We start from the raw sequence: 21,523 nt of genomic DNA, 5'->3' as shown, positions 1-21,523 counted from the left end.
GCCCTTATATAGCAGAAACGGCTACGCCGTCCTTAAGAGGATGGCGTAGCCGTTTGTAGTTTGTCCGAGTAACCGCTTCTCCGCCCTTTCCCTGCTACTTAACTGTAGAACTCCCAGAATACAAGCTGGGCCAGCAGAATCGACATCATCACCATGGGCACGATGGCCGGCCAATGGTTACGTGCCGGTGGGACAGACGGAGACCGGCGCTTCATCAAGGTTAGCAATAGCGCAGCGATAAGCAATGCCGCCAGGCCGGTCAATGCAATATTCACTATAATCTGAGGATATACGTCCGCATACGCACGTTCACTGTTGCTTAGCATCCGCAAAGCCAGCACCAGATTGTTCACGACCAGACCGGTACCGGTTAAAGTCAATCCGGCCGTAAGCTTCCGGTTAGCGGAACGGGGGGCAGGACGGTTACGGAGAGCTCTCCTTTTGCCCAGAAATGCCTGTACCAGCAACACAAACGGAGCAATTACAAAATAAGCAATCGCCAGTGCAGCAAGTGCTGCACTGATGAGCAGCATCGGCATGGACCGGCCCGGAGACAGCGGCAGATAATCGGTGGTGTACACCGAGACAGTCTCTACCTTTCCCTCGTTCACTTTAGCATACAGCATCGGCCACGCATCCAGCCCTGAATCCCCGCCCGTCTTCTCATAGAGGTAGGGCTGAACCTGCTGATAGCTCCCGCTCATCCCGACAAGAGACACCTGAAGCTGACCTTCGCCCTGAGGCTCAAGCTTCATCATCGTGAGATAAGGGAACAGCTTCATGAAGCCGTGTCCGGGACGGCGCGCTGCCACGAATCTGCCTTCCACCTCTGACACGTCCGGCAGAACCGCTGTCTCCGTCTGCGCTCTCTGTCCCACTGCCGCTTTGGTCAGACCATGAACAATATGAGATTCGCCCGCCTGATTCGTCATGACGATAACCGCAAACCGGTCTTCCGGCACAAGCATCAGATTGGTGGCAAAAGCAATCGTGTTCCCGCCATGTCCCAGTGTCCGGTGTGCCCCGGGATACTCCCAGAATCCATGGGCGATGCCCGGCATAGCTTCCGCAGCGGAATGACTCCGGGTCAGCATCGTATCCAGCGTACCCGACTTCTGGAACAACGGGGATTGCTCTCCGGCTGCTGGAATGAAGGCCATGGCAAACTTGGCCAGATCCTCCGCAGTCCCGTTATTGCCGCCGTTAGGGTACATGGACATATAATTCCATGAGCCCTGTTTGAAGGAGCCTTTACCGGCGAAGAAATACCCTTTTGCCTTGTGCTCCAGCAGCTCCGGACGATCTTCCACCACAGAATACGCGATAGAATGCTTCATACCCAGCGGCTCAAAAATATGCTCCTGGACGTATTCATGATACGGTTGCCCGCTGATTCTCTCCACAATGTAGGCGGCCAGCGAGTTGCCGTAGTTGGAATAAGCGACCACCTCACCCGGTCTGTAGATCTGAGCCGGCTGGGCCAGCTTTAGCCCTTCTTCCAGTGACCGCACTTCCTTAGGAGACTGATATGCCATGTCGAACATATACTCTTCGAATCCGGCACTGTGGTTCATCAGCTGCAGCATCGTGATCGGCTCGTCATACTTCAGCTTGGTTAAGAAATTCTCCGGCAGAAGCTTACGGATATCTTCGCTCAAATCCAGCTTCCCCTGCTCGGCCAGCTGCATGACTGAAGTCCAAACTGCAAGCTTGCTGATCGAGCCCCATTCCATGACCGTATCCGGGGAGACAGGGATCTGCTGCTCCACATCGGCGTAGCCGTACCCCTTGGACAACACAATCTGTCCATCCTTAACCATCACAACCGACGCGCCTACGGTCTGCGTTCCTATGTACTCTTCAACATACTCGTCTACAAAAGCTTCCAGCCCGTTCAGCGGGATACCGGATGGGGTAGCTCCCCCGCCACGTGCCGTTCCACTGCCTTGCTCTGCCGCCTTCGCTGTAACCCCTCCGCACAACAGCAGTAATACCGCGAATAGAACTATCATTCCTCGTCTCCGCAAAATAAGATCTCTCCCTAATCCAGCAAATTCTAGTAGCTCTTCTATTCTAACAAAAACCTGACACTTCAGCCGTATATTCTTGTAATTGTTTAAACGGGGTATATAGTATAGAGACATGATATTTATCGCTGAAAGGAACTCTATCACCTATGATCCTCTTCATTCACCGCAAAGATCTGCGGACTGCTGATCTGCCGGCCTTTGACGCTATAGCTGCTGCCGGAGTATGCTCACTGCATGTATTAATACTGGAGCCGTTTCTGCTAAGGAATAAGCGTTATCTGGAGCATAGCGGCCGCAATTTCCTCCAGCATGTTGCCCGCCTCCGGCAGGAATATGCGGAGCAAGGCAAGCAACTCCATCTCCTGTACGGGGAGCCGGAGGAGATCCTCAGACGGCTGGCACAGCTGCATCCCATTCAGGAGGTCAGCATACATGCAGACTATACCCCCTATGCCCTTAAGCGGGACCAGTTGCTGCGAGAGACTGCCCATGCGCTGGGACTTCGCTTCCAGGCACCGCATGACCGTATGCTCTGTGATGATCTGGAAGATTTCATGGATTGGTGCGGCCGGAGTGAGCCGTTCAAGGTGTTCACCCCCTTCTACCGCCGCTGGCGCACCTACCTCGCTCAGCGGTTTCGGCCCCCGTACACTGAGGGAGTGGAGAGCTTGCAGACGGCGGATCTTCATCCAGAGGTGAGAGATGCCTTCAGGATTCCTGAGGAAATAACACAGCAGTTCACTCCAATGGACCTCGACGCCAAGGTGATGAATCCAGGCCTCACACTGGAGGATTTCATTATGAAAGAACTCCGGCATTATCCGGATACCCGCGACCAGTACGCGGAGGACCGGACAAGCCGGATGAGCAGCCATCTGAATGTTGGGGCTATCTCAGCACGCGCTGTCTATAGCAGGCTGATTGAAGAAAATGGGCTGGGGGAGGAATGGCTGCGGCAATTGGCCTGGAGGGATTTCTATCTGTATCAGGCGAGGCTGGACGGGGATTTCTTCAATTATGAGAAGGTCTATGATCTGTCTGCTCTGGGAACACAGCACTTCGAGGCGTGGTCCCAGGGCAGAACCGGCGTTCCGGTCATCGATGCGGCCATGCGCCAGTTGAATGCAACCGGCTGGATGCCGAACCGCCTGCGGATGATTACGGCGATGTTCCTGACGAAGAATCTGGGCTGTCCGTTCATCTACGGCGAACGTTATTTCCGGCTCAAGCTAAGCGATTACGACAATGCCCAGAACCGTGGCGGCTGGCTGTGGAGCTCTTCGCTCGGCTTCGATGCCTCTCCCTATTTCCGGGTGATGAATCCGGTCACCCAATCCCAGACTCATGATCCGGGGGGCAGCTATATCCGTACCTGGCTGCCAGAACGCGCAGACTGGTCTGACAAAGACATTCATTTGCCTGCCGATGATGCCATCGTTGACCTGAAGCGGTCCCGGGCGCTGGCCATTGAAGTCTATAAAGAGATTATGCGAAGCCGCAAGAAATGATAAAGCCGGGTCATAGCCCGGCTTGCAGCAGCATCAGAATTCCTTATTCCGGTGAATCCGCACGGCCGTCACATAAGATACGGCGAAAAAGAGAACCGCCAACAGCAGGGATGCATACCCGGTCTCTGGTCCATTGAAGTTGACACCGTCCATATACCGGCGCAGGAGCAGCCAAACCAGAATCCGGAGGACTACAGCGATTCCAGCGGCTACCATCACCATCAGCTCGCTTTTGTCCACACCGAATTTAAGCACAACCGGATAATAGACCGCCAGCGTTGTGATGGCCAGCGATAAACCGAACGTGAACCCGGTGGACAGGCTCCAGCCCGAGGTATCCACGCCTTTGGCATAGATCACCCCTATAGTAAGCAGGCTCGTAGCCGTCCCCATCAGAATCAGCAGCAGAAAGCTTAAGTACTTGGCATAGATCACCGTTCTCCTTCTGATCGGCAATGTGAGCTCAAAGCGGTTCCACTTCGATGCCTCATCTGCCTGCAGGGAGGCTCCGATGCTCACCACAAAGACCAGAATCTGCGCACCAATGATGGCATTCAGGATAGAGTTATCAATTACGGCCAATGGGACCAGCGCCAGCATCAGCGCAATGCCCAGGGAAGTCTTGATCGTATTTTGCAGCGAGTAGTAGTTATTAAGCAGCAGTCCGCGCATCCTATTTCGCCCCCTTTACCAGCAGCAGTAGAATTTCTTCAATAGATACCTGATCGACGGTGATCCCGCTATATTGCTGCTCAAAGATTCTTCTGTCTCTCACCAGCACATCGGTCTGATGCTCCCTCACCCGGTAAGCCAGCCTGTCTCCTTCATCAATACTCTGGAACTGGCCGCTGGTACAGCGGGCCACGCCGTAGTCGTAGATCAACTCATCCTTCATCGCTGTCAGAATGATCTGCCCTTGATGGATGAAGGTGATATAATCGGCGATTTTCTCCAGATCGCTTGTGATATGGGAGGACATCAGTATAGCGTGACGCTCATCCTCTACGAATTCCAGGAACACCTCCAGAATCTCCTCTCTGGTCACCGGGTCCAGCCCTGAAGTGGCCTCATCCAGAATCAGCAGCTTGGGATGGTGTGACAAGGCGGCAGCAATCGCCAGCTTCATCGTCATCCCCCGTGAGAACCCGCTGATCTTCTGGTTCATAGGCAGGCCGAACTTCCCTGTAAGCTTGGCGTAGACTTCCTGGTCCCACTGCTTATAGACGCCGCGCATGACCTTAGCCAGCTTAGCCGGGGTCAGCACCGCCGGGAAATTGGCCGAATCCAGCACCACTCCGATGTCTTCGCGTAATGCCATGTCTGTATCCGTCATCTCGCGGCCCAGCAGCCGGATCGTTCCGCTGTCAATCTGAACTGTGTTCAGAATGGACTTGATCGTTGTCGTCTTCCCGGCCCCGTTCTCCCCCACGAACCCCATAATCGATCCGCTGGGAATAGCGAATGATACATTGTCCAGCATAAAGCCGGAATCGGCATAGGACTTGGTCAGTCCGGTGATTTCCAAACTAAGATTCATGATTCTCCTCCTTGTAAAAGATAGTCAGCATATCCACCATCGTATCCAGTTTGATTCCGCTTGCACGGGCGATTTCGGCCGCCTTCATTAGATGCTCATCCACCTTCTTCAATTGCTCTTCCTGAAAGACATCCTGGTTCACGGCCGAGACGAAGCTTCCGCGCCCGACCGTCGTTTCGATGAATCCGTCACGTTGCAGGTCCTCATACGCCTTCTGTACGGTGATGACACTGACCTGAATGGACTTAGCCAAGGCGCGCATCGAAGGAATGGGGTCTCCTGCCTGGAGCTCTCCGCTCATGATTTTGCCTTTGATCTGCGAGGTGATCTGCTCATAAATGGGCTTGTTCCTGTTACTGCTGATGATAATCTCCACACGCTTCCTCCTTGCGTGAACAGTGTGCTTATTGTACCAGTACAATATAACTGATCTTTGGGGATTTGTAAATCCTTATCCTTCAAAAAAAAGAGCCAACCCCTCACGGGTTAGCCCTGTCACTTACTTACCTGCATTCGAAAACTGCACCTGAATGGACACTACCTCCGAGCGTGAACCGATGCGGATCGGCGGGCCCCAGAAGCCATAGCCTGAAGAGACAACGGTATTCAGTTTCCCCTTCTTCAAATACCCCCAGTCATTCTCGAACACCCTGGAAGTGATTAGATTGGCCGGCGCGATCTGCCCGCGGTGTGTATGGCCGGAGACCATCAGGTCGATGCCCTGCTCCTCTGCAATTCCGAACTCCACCGGCTGATGCTCCAGCATGAACACCGGCTTGGCATGATCGATATCCTTGGTCAGATCGGCCAGCTTGGCCCGCTCCTTATCACTGTAATCCTTACGTCCAATCAGGGTGAGCCAGCCGCCCACCTCGACGTCTTCATCATAGAGCACCTGCATCCCGCTCTCCTTCAGCAGGCCGATGATCTCCTCTGTCCCGCCCTTGAACCGGTCGTGGTTCCCCAGGGAAGCATACACACCAAGCGGAGCTTCAAGCTTCGCCAGCACAGCGCCGAGGCCTTTGTCCTTATAGGGCCTGACGTCATCATCCACGATGTCGCCCGGAAGCAGGATCAGATCGGGGCGCAAGGCGTTAATCTCCTGCACCATCCGCTCCGCATGGCGTTTGCCGGATAAATAACCGAAGTGCATATCCGAAGCCATCACAATGTGAAGCTTCCCGCCGGCCGGACCCGGCTTGTCAATCTGCACCTCATAGGAACGCACAACCGGGCTGTACGCGTTATAGCTTCCACATCCAATCAGGGCGATCAGAATAACCAGCGTCAGGATACCGGACCACTTCTGAACCGTGCGGCGCGGCAGCTTGGACAGCTTCGTGAGCCAGACCATCAGGTGTAAGAGAGGAAGAAGCATGAGCAGCAGACTGAATACGGCCAGCCAGTAGCTGCCTATGACGCTTAAGACCGCTGACCCCGCCACCACTCTGGAGAGAATCAGCGAGCTGGCCAGAAAGATCAGTACGATGATGTAGAACAGCCGGAACCGTCCGGAGAAAACCGGCTTGATCCAGCTCCAGCCGCTCCAGCCAATATAGAAGACTACCAGGGCATATATCGCAATAAATACCAGTCCGAGAATAATAAACATGCAATCAGCTCCAATTTGTGTTAAATAAATATAGTGCAGACTATCGACAACCTGGAGGATTTCATTATGGCAAAACCCTTTTTTCCGCGGCTGGAGGGAAACAGCCGGGGCTGCTTGACCTTTGAGCCTTTTTTCCTGATTCCCTTTAGCATGTTCTCTACCTATGCCACCCTGTACATGTATGAGCTTGGACTCACCGAGCTGAACATCGGCTGGATAACAACCATCGGACTCATAGTACAGGTATTCTCCTCTTTGCTCAGCGGATATTTAACGGACCGGCTGGGACGCAAGCGGGCTATACTATACTTTGACCTGCTCAGTTGGAGCCTCGCCACCTTATTATGGGCCTTCTCACAGAACCTGTGGTTTTTCGTGGCGGCTGCGGTGATTAACGGCTTCCAGCGTGTGCCGCATATCGCCTTTTATTGCCTGATTGTTGAAGATACCCGCCCCGCTGACCGGACCTATGTATTCACACTGCTGCAAATTATCGGGGTGATCGGAGGCCTGTTCGCACCGCTGGGCGGTCTGCTTGTCCACCAGTATGGCATGGTCACGGGCATGAGGATCATGTACGTGCTGGCCTTCCTCTTCATGACCTTCCAGTTCGTGGGCCGTCACCTGACTACCCGGGAGACCGAGGCCGGCATCCGCAAAAGACAGGAGACCCGGGAGCTCGGCCTCAGGGAGAGTATGATTGAATACGGCGGCGCCTTCCGTGACCTGGGGGCTGAGCGCAATCTGCTGCTGATCTTCGGCGTATACATTCTGTTCAACTTCCAGGCTACGCTGAAAAGCACCTACCTGTACCTGTATCTGGCAGATTACATCCATCTGGACAGCGGCATCCTCTCACTGTTCCCCGCAGTGACCTCAGTCATCATGCTGCTGACTCTGTGGCTGCTGATGCCCAGAATCCCGGATCAGAGTGCTAACCGCGCAATGATGGCAGGCTTCGGCTTATCTGCTCTGTCGAATGCCATGCTGGTTCTCTATCCGTCAGCGAGCTTCATCTGGATCGGGCTGAGCACCATTCTGGCAGCCGTAGGCCTCATGATCAGCTCTCCTTATCTGGAAGCAGCCGTGCAGAACGCCATTGACGATGATAAGCGGGCCAAGGTCTTCTCCATGCTGTCCGTCCTGATTCTGTTATTCACCGCACCTGCGGGCATTATCGGAGGCTGGGCGTACAAGCTCGACCCGAGAATTCCACTGTGGCTGGTAACCGCAGCGTTCGCTGCCTCTTATCTGCTACTGTATCTATACCGCAGACGGACTGCTCCGCAGAGCACATGAACCCGGCCAAATATTACAACAGGGATGTCCGCAGCAGCACTAGTGCTGTGGACATCCCTGTTCTTTTATGGTGATGCGTCAGTCTTCACACGTTCCGTTGCCTGTTCCGTTGCTTGTTCCTTTTCCAGCGCCTCCTTGAGATCATCCTGAACGCGGCGGCTCCAGAGCGGAACACCGGAACGGTAGGCCGCGCGGCCTGTCAGATGAGCGGAGAGCGGCGAAGTCATGAAGACGAACACGATTCCGAGCAGCAGCTTGGCACTGATGAAGTCAAGGAAGAAGGCGAAATACAGGAATGCGCCGCTGAGTACACAGAGCACACCAAGCGTAGCACTTTTGGCAGCGGCATGTGATCTTAAGTAGACATCGGGCAAACGGATCAGCCCTACAGAGCTGACTGCGCTAAGCAAGGCCCCGGTCAGAATCAGCAGGACAAACACATACTCAATAATCGTCTTGATCATGTCCATGTTCAAACACCACTCCCCTTTCGATATATCTGGCCAAAGCCATCGTCCCGATAAAAGAGAGGATTCCGATCAGAAGAATATATTCTATAAAGGCTTGCGTCTTGAACAGAACCGAGAGGACGGCCACCATCGCCAGCAGATTGATACCGATGGTATCGAGTGCGGCAACCCGGTCAGGCAGTGATGGCCCCTTAACCACCCTCCAGGCACAGATTCCAATGGAGATGACCATAATCGACAACGCCAGCATAAGAATCGATTGAATCATGAACGGCTCACCTCCAGAATTGCGCGTTCAAAGGTATTACGGATATTCGCATCGAACTGCTCCACATCCTGAATGTCCATGGCATGAATGTACAAGGTCCGGTTGTCTTTGGACACCTCCAGCACGACGGAACCCGGCGTAAGGCAGAGCATCGTGATCAGCACGGCTACTTCCCAGTCCGACTTCAGCTCGGTATGGTACATCAGGATAGCAGGGCGTATATTGAGACTCGGTCTAAGCACCGCCTTCACCACTACATAGCTGGATACCACAAGCTCGCGCAGCAGCAAGGCTCCCAGCTTCAGAATCGCCCATATTTTGCCCAGATACAGCCGTCCGTCGAAGAAGCGCCGCATGACCACCAACACGGCCACCCCCAGCACATAGCCGACGATGAATCCGGAGGCCGTCCAGTCATTATTCAGGAACATCCACAGGAAGGCGATCATGAGATTCAATAATATTTGAAAGGCCATCTTCATCTACTCCTTCATGACAGCATTAATGTACGCTGCCGGATCAGCGAGGACTGCGCCGGCCTGCCCCACATAGCCGTTCACCAGCTCAGCGCCGATACCCATTAAGATGACTAGAACAAACAGCACAGCAGCAGGGACCATCATCGCTTTGTAGCGCAGAGGGCGGATTTCTTCATCGCTCTTCTCGCCCCCCCAGAATACCTGCTGGAACACTTTGATCAGCGAATACAAGACAACGAAGCTGGAAGCGAGGGCGATGAGCGCAAGCACAGTGTGCTGCTCTCCGAAGCCGCTGCGGACCATCATGACCTTCCCGGCAAAACCGCTAAGCGGAGGAACGCCGACCAGCGCCAGCGTCAGGACGAAGAACATCCAGCCCGTCCACGGATAACGGCGGATCAGACCGCCCATCAGCCTCAGCTGCTCCGTCCCCGAAGCCGCGACAATCAGCCCGCCCAGGAAGAACAGCAGCGCCTTGGCCACCATATCGTGCATCAGATAGAACACAACCCCGCTCAGCGAATCCTGGGTAGCTAAGGAGATGCCGAAGGCGATGAAACCAACACTGATGACAATATTATAATTGAAGATGCGGCTTAGATCATTATAGGCGAGTGCCCCTATGGCTCCAAGGATCATAGTGGCCCCTGCCATCCAGCCGATCAGCGAATGGGTCAAGGCCATATCATGTACAAAAATCAGCGAGAACGTTCTGGTGATCGCATACAGCCCTACCTTGGTAAGCAGTGCGCCGAACAAGGCCCTTACCGCCTGCGGAGGAGCACTGTACGAATCCGGCAGCCAGAAGAATAACAGCAGACCTGCTTTGAGCGAGAACACCAGCAGCAGCAGCACGGCAATCACATTCATGACTCCGCCCTGCCCGGCCTCTCCCACACGGATGGCCAGATGAGCCATATTAAGCGTGCCTGTCGCAGCGTACAGATAAGCAATCGCTGCTACGAACAAGGTGGAGGAAATTACGTTGACAAGGATATACTTGAGCGTCTCACGCAGCTGTATACGGGTTCCACCCAAAACAATCATAGCGTAGGAAGCAACCAGCAGCACCTCGAAGCAGACAAACAGGTTGAACAGGTCACCCGTCAGGAACGAGCCGAACACGCCGGTAAGCAGGAAATGGAAGAACGTGTAATAGTAGAAACGCTCCCGCTCCTCACCGATGCTTGCGAAGGAGAAGAACAGGCAAGCTGCCCCCACCACCGCAGCCGTCAAGACGAGCAGCGCTGCGAACATATCGGCTACGAAGACGATGCCGTAAGGCGGTATCCACCCTCCCATATAGAGCGTCTGAATCCCGTCTGTATGGACCTGGTACACTATGATAAGCGCTACTGCGATGTTCACCAGCACACTGATGGCACTGAGGATACGCTGCAGCTTAACTCGTTCCTTCAGAAAAATCAGAATGACCGCCGTAAAGGCCGGAATCAGCAAAGGCAGTACCAGCAGGTTATTCATGGTCTCTCCCCCTTGCTTCCTTCCACATCATCCGTCCCCGCCGAGCGGTAAGCCCGGTAGGCCAGAACGATGAAGAACGCGGATACCCCAAAGCTGATGACAATGGAAGTCAGGATAAGCGCCTGCGGCAGCGGATCGACATAACTATCCGCCTTCTCGCCAAGCAGAGGTGAAGCGCCCGTCTTCAGGCCAGCCATCGTCAGCAGCAGCAGATGAACGCCATGAGTCAGCAGCGTCGTCCCGAGCAGGATACGGAGCAGACTTTTGGACAGGACCAGATAGACACCTACGGTAAACAAGACACCGATCGCCAGGGCAATAAGGATCTCCATTAGTTATCCCTCCCGATCGTAAAGATAATATTCATCGTGACACCGATTACTGAGAGGTAGACTCCCAGATCGAACAGCATCGCCGTCGTCAGCTCCGTCTTGCCCATAACCGGCAGTTCAAAGTAGCCGAAGGCCTGGGTCAGGAACGGAACATCGTAGACAAAGGAACCGATTCCGGTGAGAAAAGCAATCATAATCCCGACTGCGATTAACTTGCGGTAATCGACCGGCAGCACCTTCTCCACAAACTCCGTACCGAAGGCAATCGCGATCAGCACCAGCGCCGCCGCAGCCATCAAGGCTCCGATAAAGCCGCCGCCCGGCTGATTATGACCCGCGAAGAACAGATACAGGGAGAACGTGATTATGATGACGAAGGCTACTTTTGCCACCGATTGCAGCAGTACATCATTGCTGCGTGTATAACGGCGCGTGCTGGACTCCTGTTTGTTTCGGGTCAGAACAGGCGTATGATCCTGCTCCAGCTGCAGCTTGATCATCGAGTAGATGGCCAGCGACGCCAGCCCCAGCACCGTAATTTCGAACATGGTATCGAAGCCGCGGAAGTCCACCAGCAGGACGTTGACAATGTTCTTGCCGCCGCCAAGCTTGTAACTATTCTCCACATAGTAGCTTGAGATCGACTCGAACGGACTGCTGCCGAGCGCAGCGAGCGCCACCAGCGTCATCGTGATCCCGAAGCCTAAGGCGATGATCAGCCTCGGGACCTTGACCCGCAGCTTCACCTTCTCCCGCTTCAGCTTCGGCAGATGCCGGAAGCAGAGCAGGAACAGCGTGACCGAGACCACCTCCACGATCATCTGAGTGAGGGCCAGATCAGGTGCGCGGAACAGGATGAACAATAGCGTCACCATGTAACCGACCATTCCCGTCAGCAGAATCGCTGAGATTCTCGACTTTGCGAACGGAATGGCTAGGGCGCCTGTCAGCAGAACCAGCACGGCAACAACTTCAAAGAAGGTGACCGGAGCGTAGCTCCCCTGGCCGAACGTAATGCCCTCCGAATACAGCATGGTTCCGCCGACTACGGCAATTATCAGGGTGAAAATATACATCAGATAATTACGCATCGAACCGGTCATGTATAGCCCTGTAACTGCACGGGACAGTCCCTCCACGAGACGGATGCTCCCGTCATATACCTGTGTAAGCGTGAGGCCGCTGCGCCATTCCTTCTCAACAAGACTGAACCGGCCATATACGCGGTAGACAATAATCCCCAGAAGGATCACGCCAAGCGTCATCCAGACCTCGGCGGTGAACCCGTGCCAGAAATAGATATTCACATAAAAAGGCGAGCTGGCTGCAATCTCTGGATGAATGGCATTCATCCCCGGCACGATCAGTGTCCCCGACAGTATGTTCGGGAAGAAGCCGGTGATCATGGCCAGCAGTGCCAGAATGACTGGCGGAAGCAGAAGGCCGAAGGGCGCTTCATGCGGTTTTTTGTCCAGCTTCTCCGGCTGATATTTGCCGAAGAAGGTGTGGAAGACCATAATCATGCTGTATGCAAAGGTAAATATGCTTGCAATCCACGCCAGCACCGGGAATATGGTAAAGAAGGCCCCGGGGCTGAAGATATCCAGCTGTCTGATATTCAGCACAGCCGTGAAGAACATTTCCTTGCTCAGGAATCCGGCAAACGGCGGAAGACCCGCCATTGAGAAGCTGCCGATCAGCGCTAACGTGAAGGTTACCGGCATCAGAGACACCAGCCCCCCCAGCTTGCGCAGATCACGGGTATTCGTCTCATGGTCGACGATTCCGACTACCATGAAGAGCGAACCTTTGAATATGGCATGATTAATTAAATGAAAGAGTGCTGCCGTTGTTGCGGCGGTATAGAATACAGCCTGCTCCCCTGTATAGAAGGAAGCTGCCGATCCCATGCCGAGTAATCCCATAATCAGACCGAGCTGGCTGATTGTAGAATAAGCTAACAGAGCCTTCAGGTCCGTCTGCTTCATCGCCTGGATCGATCCATAGATCAAGGTGATCAGGCCGACGCCCGACACTATCCAAAACCACTCATGTTGCCCCGCAAACACCGGGCTGAACCGCGCTACCAGATATAAACCGGCTTTGACCATGGTTGCTGAATGCAGATACGCACTGACCGGGGTCGGCGCTTCCATCGCATCAGGCAGCCAGATGTGGAACGGAAACTGGGCCGATTTGGTGAAGGCACCCAGCAGAATAAGCAGCATTGCGGGGATGAACAGCGTTTGTCCGCTGATATCGCCCACCTGGCTCCAGATCTCACGGATGCTGAAGGTACCCGTCATCACATACAGCATCAGGAAGCCTGCGAACATCGCCAGACCGCCGAAGACAGTGATCAGCATCGACTTTTGCGCGCCGTAGCGTGATTTCTGTCTCCGGTGCCAGTAGGCAATCAGAAGGAAGGATGAGACACTCGTTAGCTCCCAGAATCCGTATAAGACCATCAGGTTATCCGATAGGACGACTCCCAGCATAGCTCCCATGAAGAGCAGCAAGTATACATAAAAGGGAGTCAGCTCTTCCTTACGTTTGTCCAGATAGAAGATGGAATAGATAAAGACCAGGGTGCCCATTCCCGTAATTAACAAGGCAAACAGCAGGCTTAATCCATCCAAATGGAAGACCAGATCAATCCCAAGGGAAGGAATCCATGGTAGGGTCTCATATCCGAGATCCCCTCCCTTGATGACCGGAATACGGGTAAAGAAGTAGATAAATAACATCAGCGGTGCAGCCAGTACAAGCCATCCTCTATGGAGCTGGCGTACCCTCCCGCGTAGAAGCGCTATCATCAGGGCCATAAGAAACGGAACAAGAACGGTTATATGCAGCAAAGGCAAGCCTCCTTTTCCCTTCAGTGATATAGGTTGTGAACACTGGTACTTACTTCCTGAAAACAAGACCGGTTATAGCGGATCGGCCAAGTTCCCTTCACAGATATGCAAATATCTTGCTTTACCATCTTGCTCAATTTTGAACAAGCCATTCTCAAACTCGGTGTGCAATTCGTGGAAGTATTTTCCTTTAATGAAGTCTGTACCTTCCGGCTCATCGCTAAGCTGATACATTCCCTCGTTCTTCACCAAATAAGCGGTTACCCCTTCTTCATGGGTCTCTTCAAGACCGGCTCGCATACGCTGAACTGCAACGACATGCAGATCCATCATCTTCATCTTGCTGATCAGCTCATTGACGAAGTTACGCTTGGTGAGCTCCTGCCATAGGGTCTGGGCGGATTGCCCGATAATAATCTGAGTGACTTCATGCTCCTCAGCCGCTTCAACGATCACATCCGTAGTCTTGCGGCCGCGGCGCCCCCGCACCATGAATTCAGCGCCGGCTTCTTCAGCCAGACGTTTCCAGACTGCCATATACATTTCTTTGCTTTGATTATATTCATCACTGTCTGAACTATCCACATTGAGCACATATAGCGGTGCTCCGATCAACTCGGATAACTGGACTCCACGCCGGATCAAACGCTCGCCGTGCGGGCCGTAATGAACACATACCATAATCTTTTCCTTGTGAATGACTTTCGCCCTCCTGTTAACATGGGCCGGAAATACAAAAGGAGCCTAATGGCGTTAGGCCCCTTTCTGTTGTTTCAAACCCTGAAAGTTATACCTAAATTATATCTATTCCGATGCTGTTTGTAAAGTTTACGGACAAGCTCGCGTTTGGTTTCAACCAGCCGGGGTGAATACCAGCACCCTTCCGTCTGTATTTAGAAGCTGGACACCGTTCGCAAGCTCCGCCAGCGGCTGGCTCCAGTGAACATGCCCGCTGCAGACCAGCACCTCCGGCCCGGCTTCCAGCCGCTCACGGATGCCTGCGTGTCCCGGTAGCCCTGCTCCGGGAAGGTCCGGGCTCTGGTGCAGCAGCAGCAGACCGGGGCTCTGGCGCAGCAGACCTTCTAGTCTCTCCAGATACTCCTTCTCCGGTGTCCGGTTCGGCCGGCCCGCTCTTCCCGTGACGCCTCCAAGTCCTGCTACAAGCAGCCCGTGATGATGCACGGCTGCGGGCTCGGAGAACAGATGCATTCCCGGTGTGGAGGCAAGCTCTGCTTCCCCCTCCGGAGTCAGAAGATCATGGTTGCCGTTCACGCCGAATACCGTTCCGAATCGGCGGCGGAAGGCCCGCCATACCGGCAGCGGATCGCCGCTGGAGCCTCTTACTTCAGTGTCTCCGTATAGATCACCGCATAAACAGACCAGCACCTGTTCCGGGCGGACATCCGGCATATGGCGGTGAAGCAGATCTTCCAGTGTAGCGGCAAGCTTCTCACCCACCAATAAATCGCTGTAACCGCCATTGTCACACAATGCGATTCCCTGAAGGTCAGATGCTGCGATCAGCACCTCCACCTCTTCCGGCAGTCCCAGCATCTCTCCCAGGTAAATCGGAAGCCCGCCATATATTATTCCCTGGCTGCCGGGCGCCGCACTGACAAAGGGAACCACCTCCAGCGGTTCTTCCGCTACCCTTAAGACTCTAAGCTGCCCTCGTTCAGCCTTACGCCGCTTCATTGAGCACCTGCGCTTCTCGCTGCCCGCCATGCCTCTAGAATAGAGACCGGCGCTTTGCTGCTGGCCGAGCCGCCCCCCTCCTTCGTCCAGAGCGGCGGGTAATACCCGAAGACCTGATCCGGTGCAAGCTTCTCGGTCGCCTCTTCCCAACCTTCCCAGCGGAACGTTTCATAGAACAGATCCAGGTCCCCTTCCGCCAGCCAGCTGATGAAGCCAGAATAGGTTAATTCTGTCGTCTCCCATTCTTGAGCATCGGGGGCATAATAATAGATATGCCCGCTCTGCCCGAACCGCCCGGCATCCAGACCGAAGAAGCCTCCGGCCGCATCGTAGGCCACAATCAGCATACCCGGCAGCGGCGCCGTGCCCTCTGCAGCACTCAGACCGTTCCAGGAAGCCAGGCTGCCGAAGATGCCTTGTGCTCCAGCGCCAAGTAAGGTAAGCCATCCATGCTCGAACACGATTCCTCCTGTCTCGTAGGCTATCGCTCCAAGATAAGATCTCGTACTTACCTGCAGACGGACGAGCGTCAGCGCTGCTGCCTCCGGTTCTGCACCCTCCAGCCTGTAGGTACGCGGCCCTTGGCTCAGCAGCTCCCTGATCTCTTCCCACGCATGGTTCTCCACATCTACTAATTCTGTTACAGATAATAAGTGCATTTTCTGCCGCCTCTCTTTCGATACTTTGTGCTACTGCCGCTATCTATATATACCCTATTCAAGGGGAACTGCAATCCTGAATTGACCAGAGGTTTATTAACATCCTGCCGCATATAGCTGGCACAGTATGTAAGGTTCATAGAATTTCTTAATGACTATGCCAAAAATAATTGATTGGCAAATTGATGTCAGGTTTTATAGAATTCTTTTAAATTCTAATTAATACGGGATAGCCCGAATTACAATCAGACAGGGAGTGCTTGCCAAAGTGTCCATCGTTCCTACACTAACGTCAGAAGTATCAAATGAGGCTGTGCAATACGTGCAGCGGATCTATGCAGAGGTCCAGAAGCGCGACCCGCATGAGCCGGAATTTCACCAGGCTGTCCAGGAATTCCTGGAGAGCATCACCCCCGTTCTGACCCGCCACCCGCAGTATATGAAGCACGGGATTCTCGAGCGGCTGGTTGAGCCAGAACGCAGCATCTCCTTCCGTGTCCCTTGGGTGGACGATGCCGGTAATACGCAGGTTAACCGCGGCTTCCGCATTCAATTCAACAGTGCCATCGGTCCCTACAAAGGCGGCCTGCGCTTCCATCCTTCCGTCTACCTCGGGATTATCAAGTTCCTGGGCTTCGAGCAGATCTTCAAAAACTCGCTGACCGGCCTGCCCATGGGCGGCGGCAAGGGCGGCAGCGACTTCGATCCCAAGGATAAATCGGATCAAGAGGTTATGCGCTTCACCCAGAGCTTCATGACGGAATTGTACCGTCACATTGGACAGGATACAGATGTTCCAGCAGGAGATATCGGTGTAGGCGCGCGAGAGATCGGATATATGTTTGGCCAATATAAACGGATTCACGGCGGGCATGCTGCCGGGGTTCTTACCGGAAAAGGGCTGCTCTACGGCGGCAGTCTGGCGCGCAAGGAAGCTACCGGCTATGGCTGTGTATACTTCGTGCAAGAGATGCTGTCATCTCGCGGAGCAAGCTTCAAGGACCGCAAGGTGGTCATCTCCGGTTCCGGGAATGTCTCCATCTATGCTATCGAGAAGGCTCAGCAGCTTGGCGCCCACGTCATTGCCTGCAGTGATTCGAACGGCTACATCCATGATCCTCAGGGCATCAATCTGGCTACCGTCAAAAGATTGAAGGAAACTGAACGCCTGCGCATCAGCGAATATGTGAAGGAGCATCCGCATGCCGAGTATGTTGAGGGCTGTAGCGGAATCTGGAGCCTGCCTTGCGATATCGCCCTGCCGTGTGCCACGCAGAACGAGCTGGATTTGGAATCCGCCCGGACGCTGATTCTGAACGGGGTTCAGGCCATTGGCGAAGGCGCCAATATGCCGACCACCCTCCAAGCGGTGGAGCTGTTCCTGGAGAACCAGGTGTTGTTTGCTCCAGCCAAGGCAGCCAATGCCGGCGGCGTAGCGGTCTCGGGTCTTGAGATGAGCCAGAACAGCATGCGTCTGTCCTGGACCTTCGAAGAGGTGGACGAGAAGCTGCAACTCATTATGAAAAATATCTACAGCAGAACCGTTCAGGCGGCTGAGGATTACGGGGTTGCCGGTAATCTGGTTGCCGGTGCCAACATCGCCGGATTCCTGAAGGTTGCTGATACCATGCTGGCGCAAGGTATCGTATAACTGTTATGTTGATACAAGAAGAGGTGTCCCTGAGCCATTTGGCTGGGGACACCTCTATTTTTAGGTTCAGGGGTTGTTAGAGATCGGCAACTGATACTATCTGCTCGCTAGGGTTGGGCAGAATGCATCCAGTAGGGTGTATACGTACGAATGGCAATTCAGATACCAACGGTGAGATAAGGAGCACTAATGCTCCTTATTTGCTCACATAGCCAGCATTCGGCGAATTCAGGAGAATTCAGGTGCACTTGTGCTCTTCATTTGCTCATTTAGCCAACATTCGGTGAATTCAGGTGCACTTGTGCTCTTCATTTACTCATTTAGCTGACTTCCGGCGAATTCAGGTGCACTTGTGCTCCTCATTACTCTCCCTCAGCGGTACTCGACCTCACCAAAGGGATATATCCCTCTCATTCAGCCCTCCGGTCAACTTCTGACCTCACCAAAGGGATTTATCCCTCTCATTCAGCCCTCCGGTCAACTTCTGACCTCACCAAGGGGATTTATCCCTCTCATTGAAGCCTACAGCAGCTCACGCCGCAGCTCCTCAGCAGATCTTGGGGAAAGGTGGCCGAGCGGAATGTCGAATACCGTCTTGGCCCCTGTCTGGCCTTCCTGCTTCAGACGCACAGCAGCGCGGGCATAGGCGGCCAGGACGCTGGCGGTGAATTCCGGGTTGCTATCCAGCTTCAGCCCGAATTCGGCAATCTGCTTGCTTCCGCCCCCGGTCACTCCGCTGCGGATGACGAAGCCGCCATGCGGCATGCCGGAATGCTCAGCAGCAAGCTCCTCTTCCGTGATGAACTGAACCGTCGTATCATAATCGGCGAAATAGTTCGGCATCTCCACAATCGTCCGGGTAATGGCATCACGGTCAGCTCCTGCTTCAGCCACTACATAACATTCACGGCGGTGTTTCTCGCGGGTGGACAGCTGCGGGGTCTCGCCTCCGCGAATGCTGTCAATAACCTCCTGGACCGGCACGGTATATTGCACGCCTGCCTTGACACCAGGAACACGGCGGATCGCATCCGAGTGCCCTTGGCTGACTCCCGTGCCCCAGAACGTATAATCCTCGCCTACCGGCAGGATGGACTGCATCAGCAGCCGGTTCATGGAGAACATGCCCGGGTCCCAGCCGGTAGAGATCACACTAACGCTGCCGCCTTCGCGGGCGGACTTGTCCACCGCAGCGAAGAAATCGGGGATTTTGGCATGAGTGTCAAAGCTGTCCACCGTATTGAACAACCGGGCCAGCTGCGGAGTCTGCTCCGGCAGATCTGTCGCGGAGCCGCCGCACAGAATCATTACATCAATCTTGCCTATGTACTGCTCGGCGGCTGAGATATGCTCGGTGAGCGTTCCTGTGATGTCTGCCAGCTGCTGCGGGTCTCTGCGGGTAAATATGGCTACCAGCTCCATATCGGCGTTCTGCGCAATGGCCTGCTGCACCCCTTTGCCCAAGTTTCCGTATCCGACGATGCCTACTCTAATGGTTGATGTCATGTCTGTAATATCCTCCCTTGCCGGTTAACCCGGAGATATGAATCCTTCAAAAGTTAAGTATATATACATTACACGAAATGTAAACATCAAGTTGCGCAGCCGCACCGCCCAGCTTATTGGCCCGTTCCCAGAAAGCTCTCCACAATGAATTTCAGCTGCGCTTCCAGAGAGATCGGGTCATTATAATACGAGCCCTTCTCATCAATGAAATAGACATGATTATTCTTCACAGCCGGGAGCGATTTCCATACCTTGCTGCCGTACACAACATTCGCATCCCCGTCATCCCAGCCCCAGTTGCTGGTGAAAATATAGTCTCCCGCATACTCCGGCAGCAGCTCCAGCGACAGATCACCTCCGAAGCCTTCCCCGTCAATCAATGTGGTCCGGATAATCTCCGGCGCCTTAAGGCCAAGGTCTCCGTACAGAATCTCACCGCCTCTTCCTCCCTTATTGCCCCAGGCATAAATTCCCTTCGCATAAGGCTGAAGAATCGATACTGTCTTGTCACCGACAACCTCGGTAATTTTCGGCTTCACTTCAGCGATTCTATCGTTCCACCCGTCAATCCACTGCTGCGCCTCCGTCTCTTTGCCGGTAATCTTGCCAAATTCCAGCAACAAGTCCTGCGGAGTACCCCCGCCGTATTTCAGCCGGACCACCGGAGCAATCTGGACAAGCTGCTCATACTGGGCTTCTTCGATATAGTCAAAAGTCAGAATCAGATCCGGGTCCAGCTTCAGTATAGCCTCAGCGTTGGGCTCCGCCCCGATATTCACGATATCATCCAGCTGACCCGTATGGAACGGATTCTTCAAGGAGTCATCCGAAGCTGCAACCGGCTTCACGCCAAGCACCAGCAGATTCCCGATTGCGCTGCCTGTCAAATCAATAATCCGCTGCGGATTCACTGGAATGGTTACCTCCCCTTTGCCGTCAGTATAGATCTTCGTTGCTGCAGCCGTATTGCCTGTAATAGAGCCCGGAGCCGCCGCTTCGCTCCCCGGATTGGACGTACTCACGGATTGAGCCGCATTATTTCCTGCCGCACCATTATTCGCCGATGTTCCTGCACCAGCCCCCGAACATGCGCTTAGCAGCAAGGTTACACACAATAATAAAACCGCTGTAGCCATAGATGCCGTCTTCGTTCCCCGCATCACCGGTAATCCCCCTTTTCGCTGTAAATGATAATAATTCTCACTACTTTGGATACTATAGCACTTGGAATTATGAGCTACAAGGGCAGTTATCGGATGGGTGACGGGCGATTCTTGTACATGCAGTTCCGCGTCCATTTTCATTCTGAATTGTACCGGCGGGCAACCATACTGCTTCTTGAAGTTCCGGCTGAAGGTATGGGCATCGGGATAGCCCGTCCGTTCCGCGATCTCCTGCACGGTATATCCGCTATGCAGCAGATCGCGCGCTGCCCTCTCCATGCGGATCTGTGTAAGTACACGGATAGGCCCTGCCTGCATCCGGCTCTTGAACAGCTTGCTCAGATAGCTGACGCTGCAATCAAATTGATCAGCCAGAGTATCCAGAGTGATCTGCTCCCTGTAATGCTCCTTCATGAACCGCATAGCCTGGGCCAGCAGGTCCGGCTGAACCGGAACAAGACCCTGCTGCTTCATCTGAGCCAGCACCTCATGCACAAACTGAAGAAACAGCGATCTCACATAGAGATGCTGCAGCGGATCTGCGGTTAACCACTCTATGTGCATCTGTTCAAGCCGGTCCAGCAGGGGATGCGCATAAGCAGGACTGAAGCTGTATTGATGCCTGGCCGGATTCTCCTGCTCCAGCAGCTTGATCACTCTGCTCGACTGGGGCAGCATCAGCACTGCCTTGTACAGCACCAGGAAGTATTCGAAGGCCTCCTCCGCATGCACCGCAAGAACGGCTCCCCGCCCGCCATGCACTAGCTGATGGCGTCTCAAGGTTGTCCGCAGCTCATCCAGCTGTACTTGCGCCTGTCCCTGCGCTGCATACAGGAATGCACTCGCAGGCAATTGGTAATACGGAAGTGCCGAGCCTGCCGGAAGTCTCCCTCTGCGGATATCCATAATCCTGACCGATGCATGGTTCCACCACTGTATATGTTCGTTCAGCTTCATCTCTATTCCCCGCTTAT

The 21,523-nt window shown here is 54.1% G+C and carries 19 protein-coding genes; 3 read left to right on the top strand and 16 right to left on the bottom strand.

All coding sequences use genetic code 11. From position 1 onward, the window contains the following. Window positions 1-98 precede the first annotated feature (98 nt). Window positions 99-2,012, bottom strand: a complete 1,914-nt coding sequence (locus MKX63_RS26710) for a serine hydrolase domain-containing protein (protein ID WP_341021440.1) — start codon at window positions 2,010-2,012, stop codon at window positions 99-101. A gap of 164 nt (window positions 2,013-2,176) precedes the next feature. On the opposite strand from MKX63_RS26710, the gene MKX63_RS26705 reads away from it, so the two are divergent. Then, window positions 2,177-3,538, top strand: a complete 1,362-nt coding sequence (locus MKX63_RS26705) for a cryptochrome/photolyase family protein (RefSeq protein ID WP_341021439.1) — start codon at window positions 2,177-2,179, stop codon at window positions 3,536-3,538. Between the two features lie 33 nt (window positions 3,539-3,571). Here the strand turns inward: MKX63_RS26705 and MKX63_RS26700 are convergent, their stop codons facing one another. The 4 genes from MKX63_RS26700 to MKX63_RS26685 all read right to left on the bottom strand — a co-directional run bounded on the left by MKX63_RS26700 (window position 3,572) and on the right by MKX63_RS26685 (window position 6,687). After that, the gene (locus MKX63_RS26700; RefSeq protein WP_341021438.1) at window positions 3,572-4,210 is read right to left on the bottom strand and encodes an ABC-2 transporter permease; all 639 of its coding nucleotides are present in this window, start codon (window positions 4,208-4,210) and stop codon (window positions 3,572-3,574) included. Window position 4,211: 1 nt separating this feature from the next. After that, window positions 4,212-5,075 (bottom strand): ABC transporter ATP-binding protein, encoded by an 864-nt coding sequence (locus tag MKX63_RS26695; protein ID WP_341021437.1) that lies wholly within the window; start codon window positions 5,073-5,075, stop codon window positions 4,212-4,214. After that, window positions 5,065-5,451 (bottom strand): GntR family transcriptional regulator, encoded by a 387-nt coding sequence (locus MKX63_RS26690; RefSeq protein ID WP_341021436.1) that lies wholly within the window; start codon window positions 5,449-5,451, stop codon window positions 5,065-5,067. The genes MKX63_RS26695 and MKX63_RS26690 overlap by 11 nt, the downstream gene beginning before the upstream one ends. Before the next feature lie 123 nt (window positions 5,452-5,574). Continuing rightward, window positions 5,575-6,687, bottom strand: coding sequence for a metallophosphoesterase (locus MKX63_RS26685; RefSeq protein ID WP_341021435.1), 1,113 nt, complete (start codon window positions 6,685-6,687; stop codon window positions 5,575-5,577). A 66-nt stretch (window positions 6,688-6,753) separates the two neighbouring features. Here MKX63_RS26685 and MKX63_RS26680 point away from each other — a divergent pair, with 66 nt between their 5' ends. Further along, window positions 6,754-7,986: an MFS transporter gene (locus MKX63_RS26680; RefSeq protein WP_341021434.1), complete on the top strand. Its 1,233-nt coding sequence runs from the start codon at window positions 6,754-6,756 to the stop codon at window positions 7,984-7,986. A 65-nt stretch (window positions 7,987-8,051) separates the two neighbouring features. Here MKX63_RS26680 and mnhG read toward each other — a convergent pair whose 3' ends face one another. The 9 genes from mnhG to MKX63_RS26635 form a co-directional block, all read right to left on the bottom strand. Further along, window positions 8,052-8,456 carry a monovalent cation/H(+) antiporter subunit G gene (gene mnhG, locus MKX63_RS26675; protein ID WP_341021433.1) on the bottom strand — a complete coding sequence of 135 codons (405 nt, stop codon included), beginning with the start codon at window positions 8,454-8,456 and terminating at the stop codon, window positions 8,052-8,054. After that, window positions 8,431-8,724: a Na(+)/H(+) antiporter subunit F1 gene (locus tag MKX63_RS26670; protein WP_341021432.1), complete on the bottom strand. Its 294-nt coding sequence runs from the start codon at window positions 8,722-8,724 to the stop codon at window positions 8,431-8,433. The genes mnhG and MKX63_RS26670 overlap by 26 nt, the downstream gene beginning before the upstream one ends. Beyond that, window positions 8,721-9,200, bottom strand: coding sequence for a Na+/H+ antiporter subunit E (locus tag MKX63_RS26665; protein ID WP_341021431.1), 480 nt, complete (start codon window positions 9,198-9,200; stop codon window positions 8,721-8,723). The genes MKX63_RS26670 and MKX63_RS26665 overlap by 4 nt, the downstream gene beginning before the upstream one ends. A 6-nt stretch (window positions 9,201-9,206) precedes the next feature. Then, window positions 9,207-10,685, bottom strand: coding sequence for a Na+/H+ antiporter subunit D (locus tag MKX63_RS26660; protein WP_341021430.1), 1,479 nt, complete (start codon window positions 10,683-10,685; stop codon window positions 9,207-9,209). Further along, window positions 10,682-11,017, bottom strand: coding sequence for a Na(+)/H(+) antiporter subunit C (locus tag MKX63_RS26655; protein WP_036729053.1), 336 nt, complete (start codon window positions 11,015-11,017; stop codon window positions 10,682-10,684). Before MKX63_RS26655 ends, MKX63_RS26660 begins: the two co-directional genes overlap by 4 nt. Then, the gene (locus MKX63_RS26650) at window positions 11,017-13,881 is read right to left on the bottom strand and encodes a Na+/H+ antiporter subunit A (RefSeq protein WP_341021428.1); all 2,865 of its coding nucleotides are present in this window, start codon (window positions 13,879-13,881) and stop codon (window positions 11,017-11,019) included. The genes MKX63_RS26655 and MKX63_RS26650 overlap by 1 nt, the downstream gene beginning before the upstream one ends. Window positions 13,882-13,947: 66 nt before the next feature. Further along, entirely contained in the window at window positions 13,948-14,556 is a 609-nt protein-coding gene (locus MKX63_RS26645) for a hypothetical protein (protein ID WP_341021427.1), read from the bottom strand. Between the two features lie 171 nt (window positions 14,557-14,727). After that, entirely contained in the window at window positions 14,728-15,570 is an 843-nt protein-coding gene (locus MKX63_RS26640) for a metallophosphoesterase family protein (RefSeq protein ID WP_341021426.1), read from the bottom strand. Further along, the gene (locus MKX63_RS26635) at window positions 15,567-16,229 is read right to left on the bottom strand and encodes a DUF2625 family protein (RefSeq protein ID WP_341021425.1); all 663 of its coding nucleotides are present in this window, start codon (window positions 16,227-16,229) and stop codon (window positions 15,567-15,569) included. The genes MKX63_RS26640 and MKX63_RS26635 overlap by 4 nt, the downstream gene beginning before the upstream one ends. A 256-nt stretch (window positions 16,230-16,485) precedes the next feature. Here MKX63_RS26635 and gdhA point away from each other — a divergent pair, with 256 nt between their 5' ends. Then, window positions 16,486-17,880, top strand: coding sequence for an NADP-specific glutamate dehydrogenase (gdhA, locus tag MKX63_RS26630; protein ID WP_445323540.1), 1,395 nt, complete (start codon window positions 16,486-16,488; stop codon window positions 17,878-17,880). 522 nt (window positions 17,881-18,402) lie between these two features. Here the strand turns inward: gdhA and MKX63_RS26625 are convergent. Further along, window positions 18,403-19,386 carry a diaminopimelate dehydrogenase gene (locus MKX63_RS26625; RefSeq protein WP_341021423.1) on the bottom strand — a complete coding sequence of 328 codons (984 nt, stop codon included), beginning with the start codon at window positions 19,384-19,386 and terminating at the stop codon, window positions 18,403-18,405. A 113-nt stretch (window positions 19,387-19,499) separates the two neighbouring features. Next, on the bottom strand, window positions 19,500-21,506 hold the full coding sequence (locus MKX63_RS26620; protein WP_341021421.1) for an AraC family transcriptional regulator: 2,007 nt from the start codon (window positions 21,504-21,506) through the stop codon (window positions 19,500-19,502). Window positions 21,507-21,523: the final 17 nt, after the last annotated feature.

The sequence above is a fragment of the Paenibacillus sp. FSL R7-0179 genome (genome assembly GCF_038002265.1).
In the GTDB taxonomy this organism is placed as follows: domain Bacteria; phylum Bacillota; class Bacilli; order Paenibacillales; family Paenibacillaceae; genus Paenibacillus_AQ.
Note: the sequence above shows the minus strand (reverse complement) of the source record. Positions and strands in the feature narration are given on the sequence as shown.

Excerpts from the sequence above, each read along its gene's own strand:
- MKX63_RS26710 (WP_341021440.1), bottom strand. The coding sequence starts at position 2,012 with ATGATAGTTCTATTCGCGGTATTACTGCTGTTGTGCGGAGGGGTTACA.
- MKX63_RS26705 (WP_341021439.1), top strand. The coding sequence starts at position 2,177 with ATGATCCTCTTCATTCACCGCAAAGATCTGCGGACTGCTGATCTGCCG.
- MKX63_RS26700 (WP_341021438.1), bottom strand. The coding sequence starts at position 4,210 with ATGCGCGGACTGCTGCTTAATAACTACTACTCGCTGCAAAATACGATC.
- MKX63_RS26695 (WP_341021437.1), bottom strand. The coding sequence starts at position 5,075 with ATGAATCTTAGTTTGGAAATCACCGGACTGACCAAGTCCTATGCCGAT.
- MKX63_RS26685 (WP_341021435.1), bottom strand. The coding sequence starts at position 6,687 with ATGTTTATTATTCTCGGACTGGTATTTATTGCGATATATGCCCTGGTA.
- MKX63_RS26680 (WP_341021434.1), top strand. The coding sequence starts at position 6,754 with ATGGCAAAACCCTTTTTTCCGCGGCTGGAGGGAAACAGCCGGGGCTGC.
- mnhG (WP_341021433.1), bottom strand. The coding sequence starts at position 8,456 with ATGGACATGATCAAGACGATTATTGAGTATGTGTTTGTCCTGCTGATT.
- MKX63_RS26670 (WP_341021432.1), bottom strand. The coding sequence starts at position 8,724 with ATGATTCAATCGATTCTTATGCTGGCGTTGTCGATTATGGTCATCTCC.
- MKX63_RS26665 (WP_341021431.1), bottom strand. The coding sequence starts at position 9,200 with ATGGCCTTTCAAATATTATTGAATCTCATGATCGCCTTCCTGTGGATG.
- MKX63_RS26660 (WP_341021430.1), bottom strand. The coding sequence starts at position 10,685 with ATGAATAACCTGCTGGTACTGCCTTTGCTGATTCCGGCCTTTACGGCG.
- MKX63_RS26655 (WP_036729053.1), bottom strand. The coding sequence starts at position 11,017 with ATGGAGATCCTTATTGCCCTGGCGATCGGTGTCTTGTTTACCGTAGGT.
- MKX63_RS26645 (WP_341021427.1), bottom strand. The coding sequence starts at position 14,556 with ATGGTATGTGTTCATTACGGCCCGCACGGCGAGCGTTTGATCCGGCGT.
- MKX63_RS26640 (WP_341021426.1), bottom strand. The coding sequence starts at position 15,570 with ATGAAGCGGCGTAAGGCTGAACGAGGGCAGCTTAGAGTCTTAAGGGTA.
- MKX63_RS26635 (WP_341021425.1), bottom strand. The coding sequence starts at position 16,229 with ATGCACTTATTATCTGTAACAGAATTAGTAGATGTGGAGAACCATGCG.
- MKX63_RS26625 (WP_341021423.1), bottom strand. The coding sequence starts at position 19,386 with ATGACATCAACCATTAGAGTAGGCATCGTCGGATACGGAAACTTGGGC.
- MKX63_RS26620 (WP_341021421.1), bottom strand. The coding sequence starts at position 21,506 with ATGAAGCTGAACGAACATATACAGTGGTGGAACCATGCATCGGTCAGG.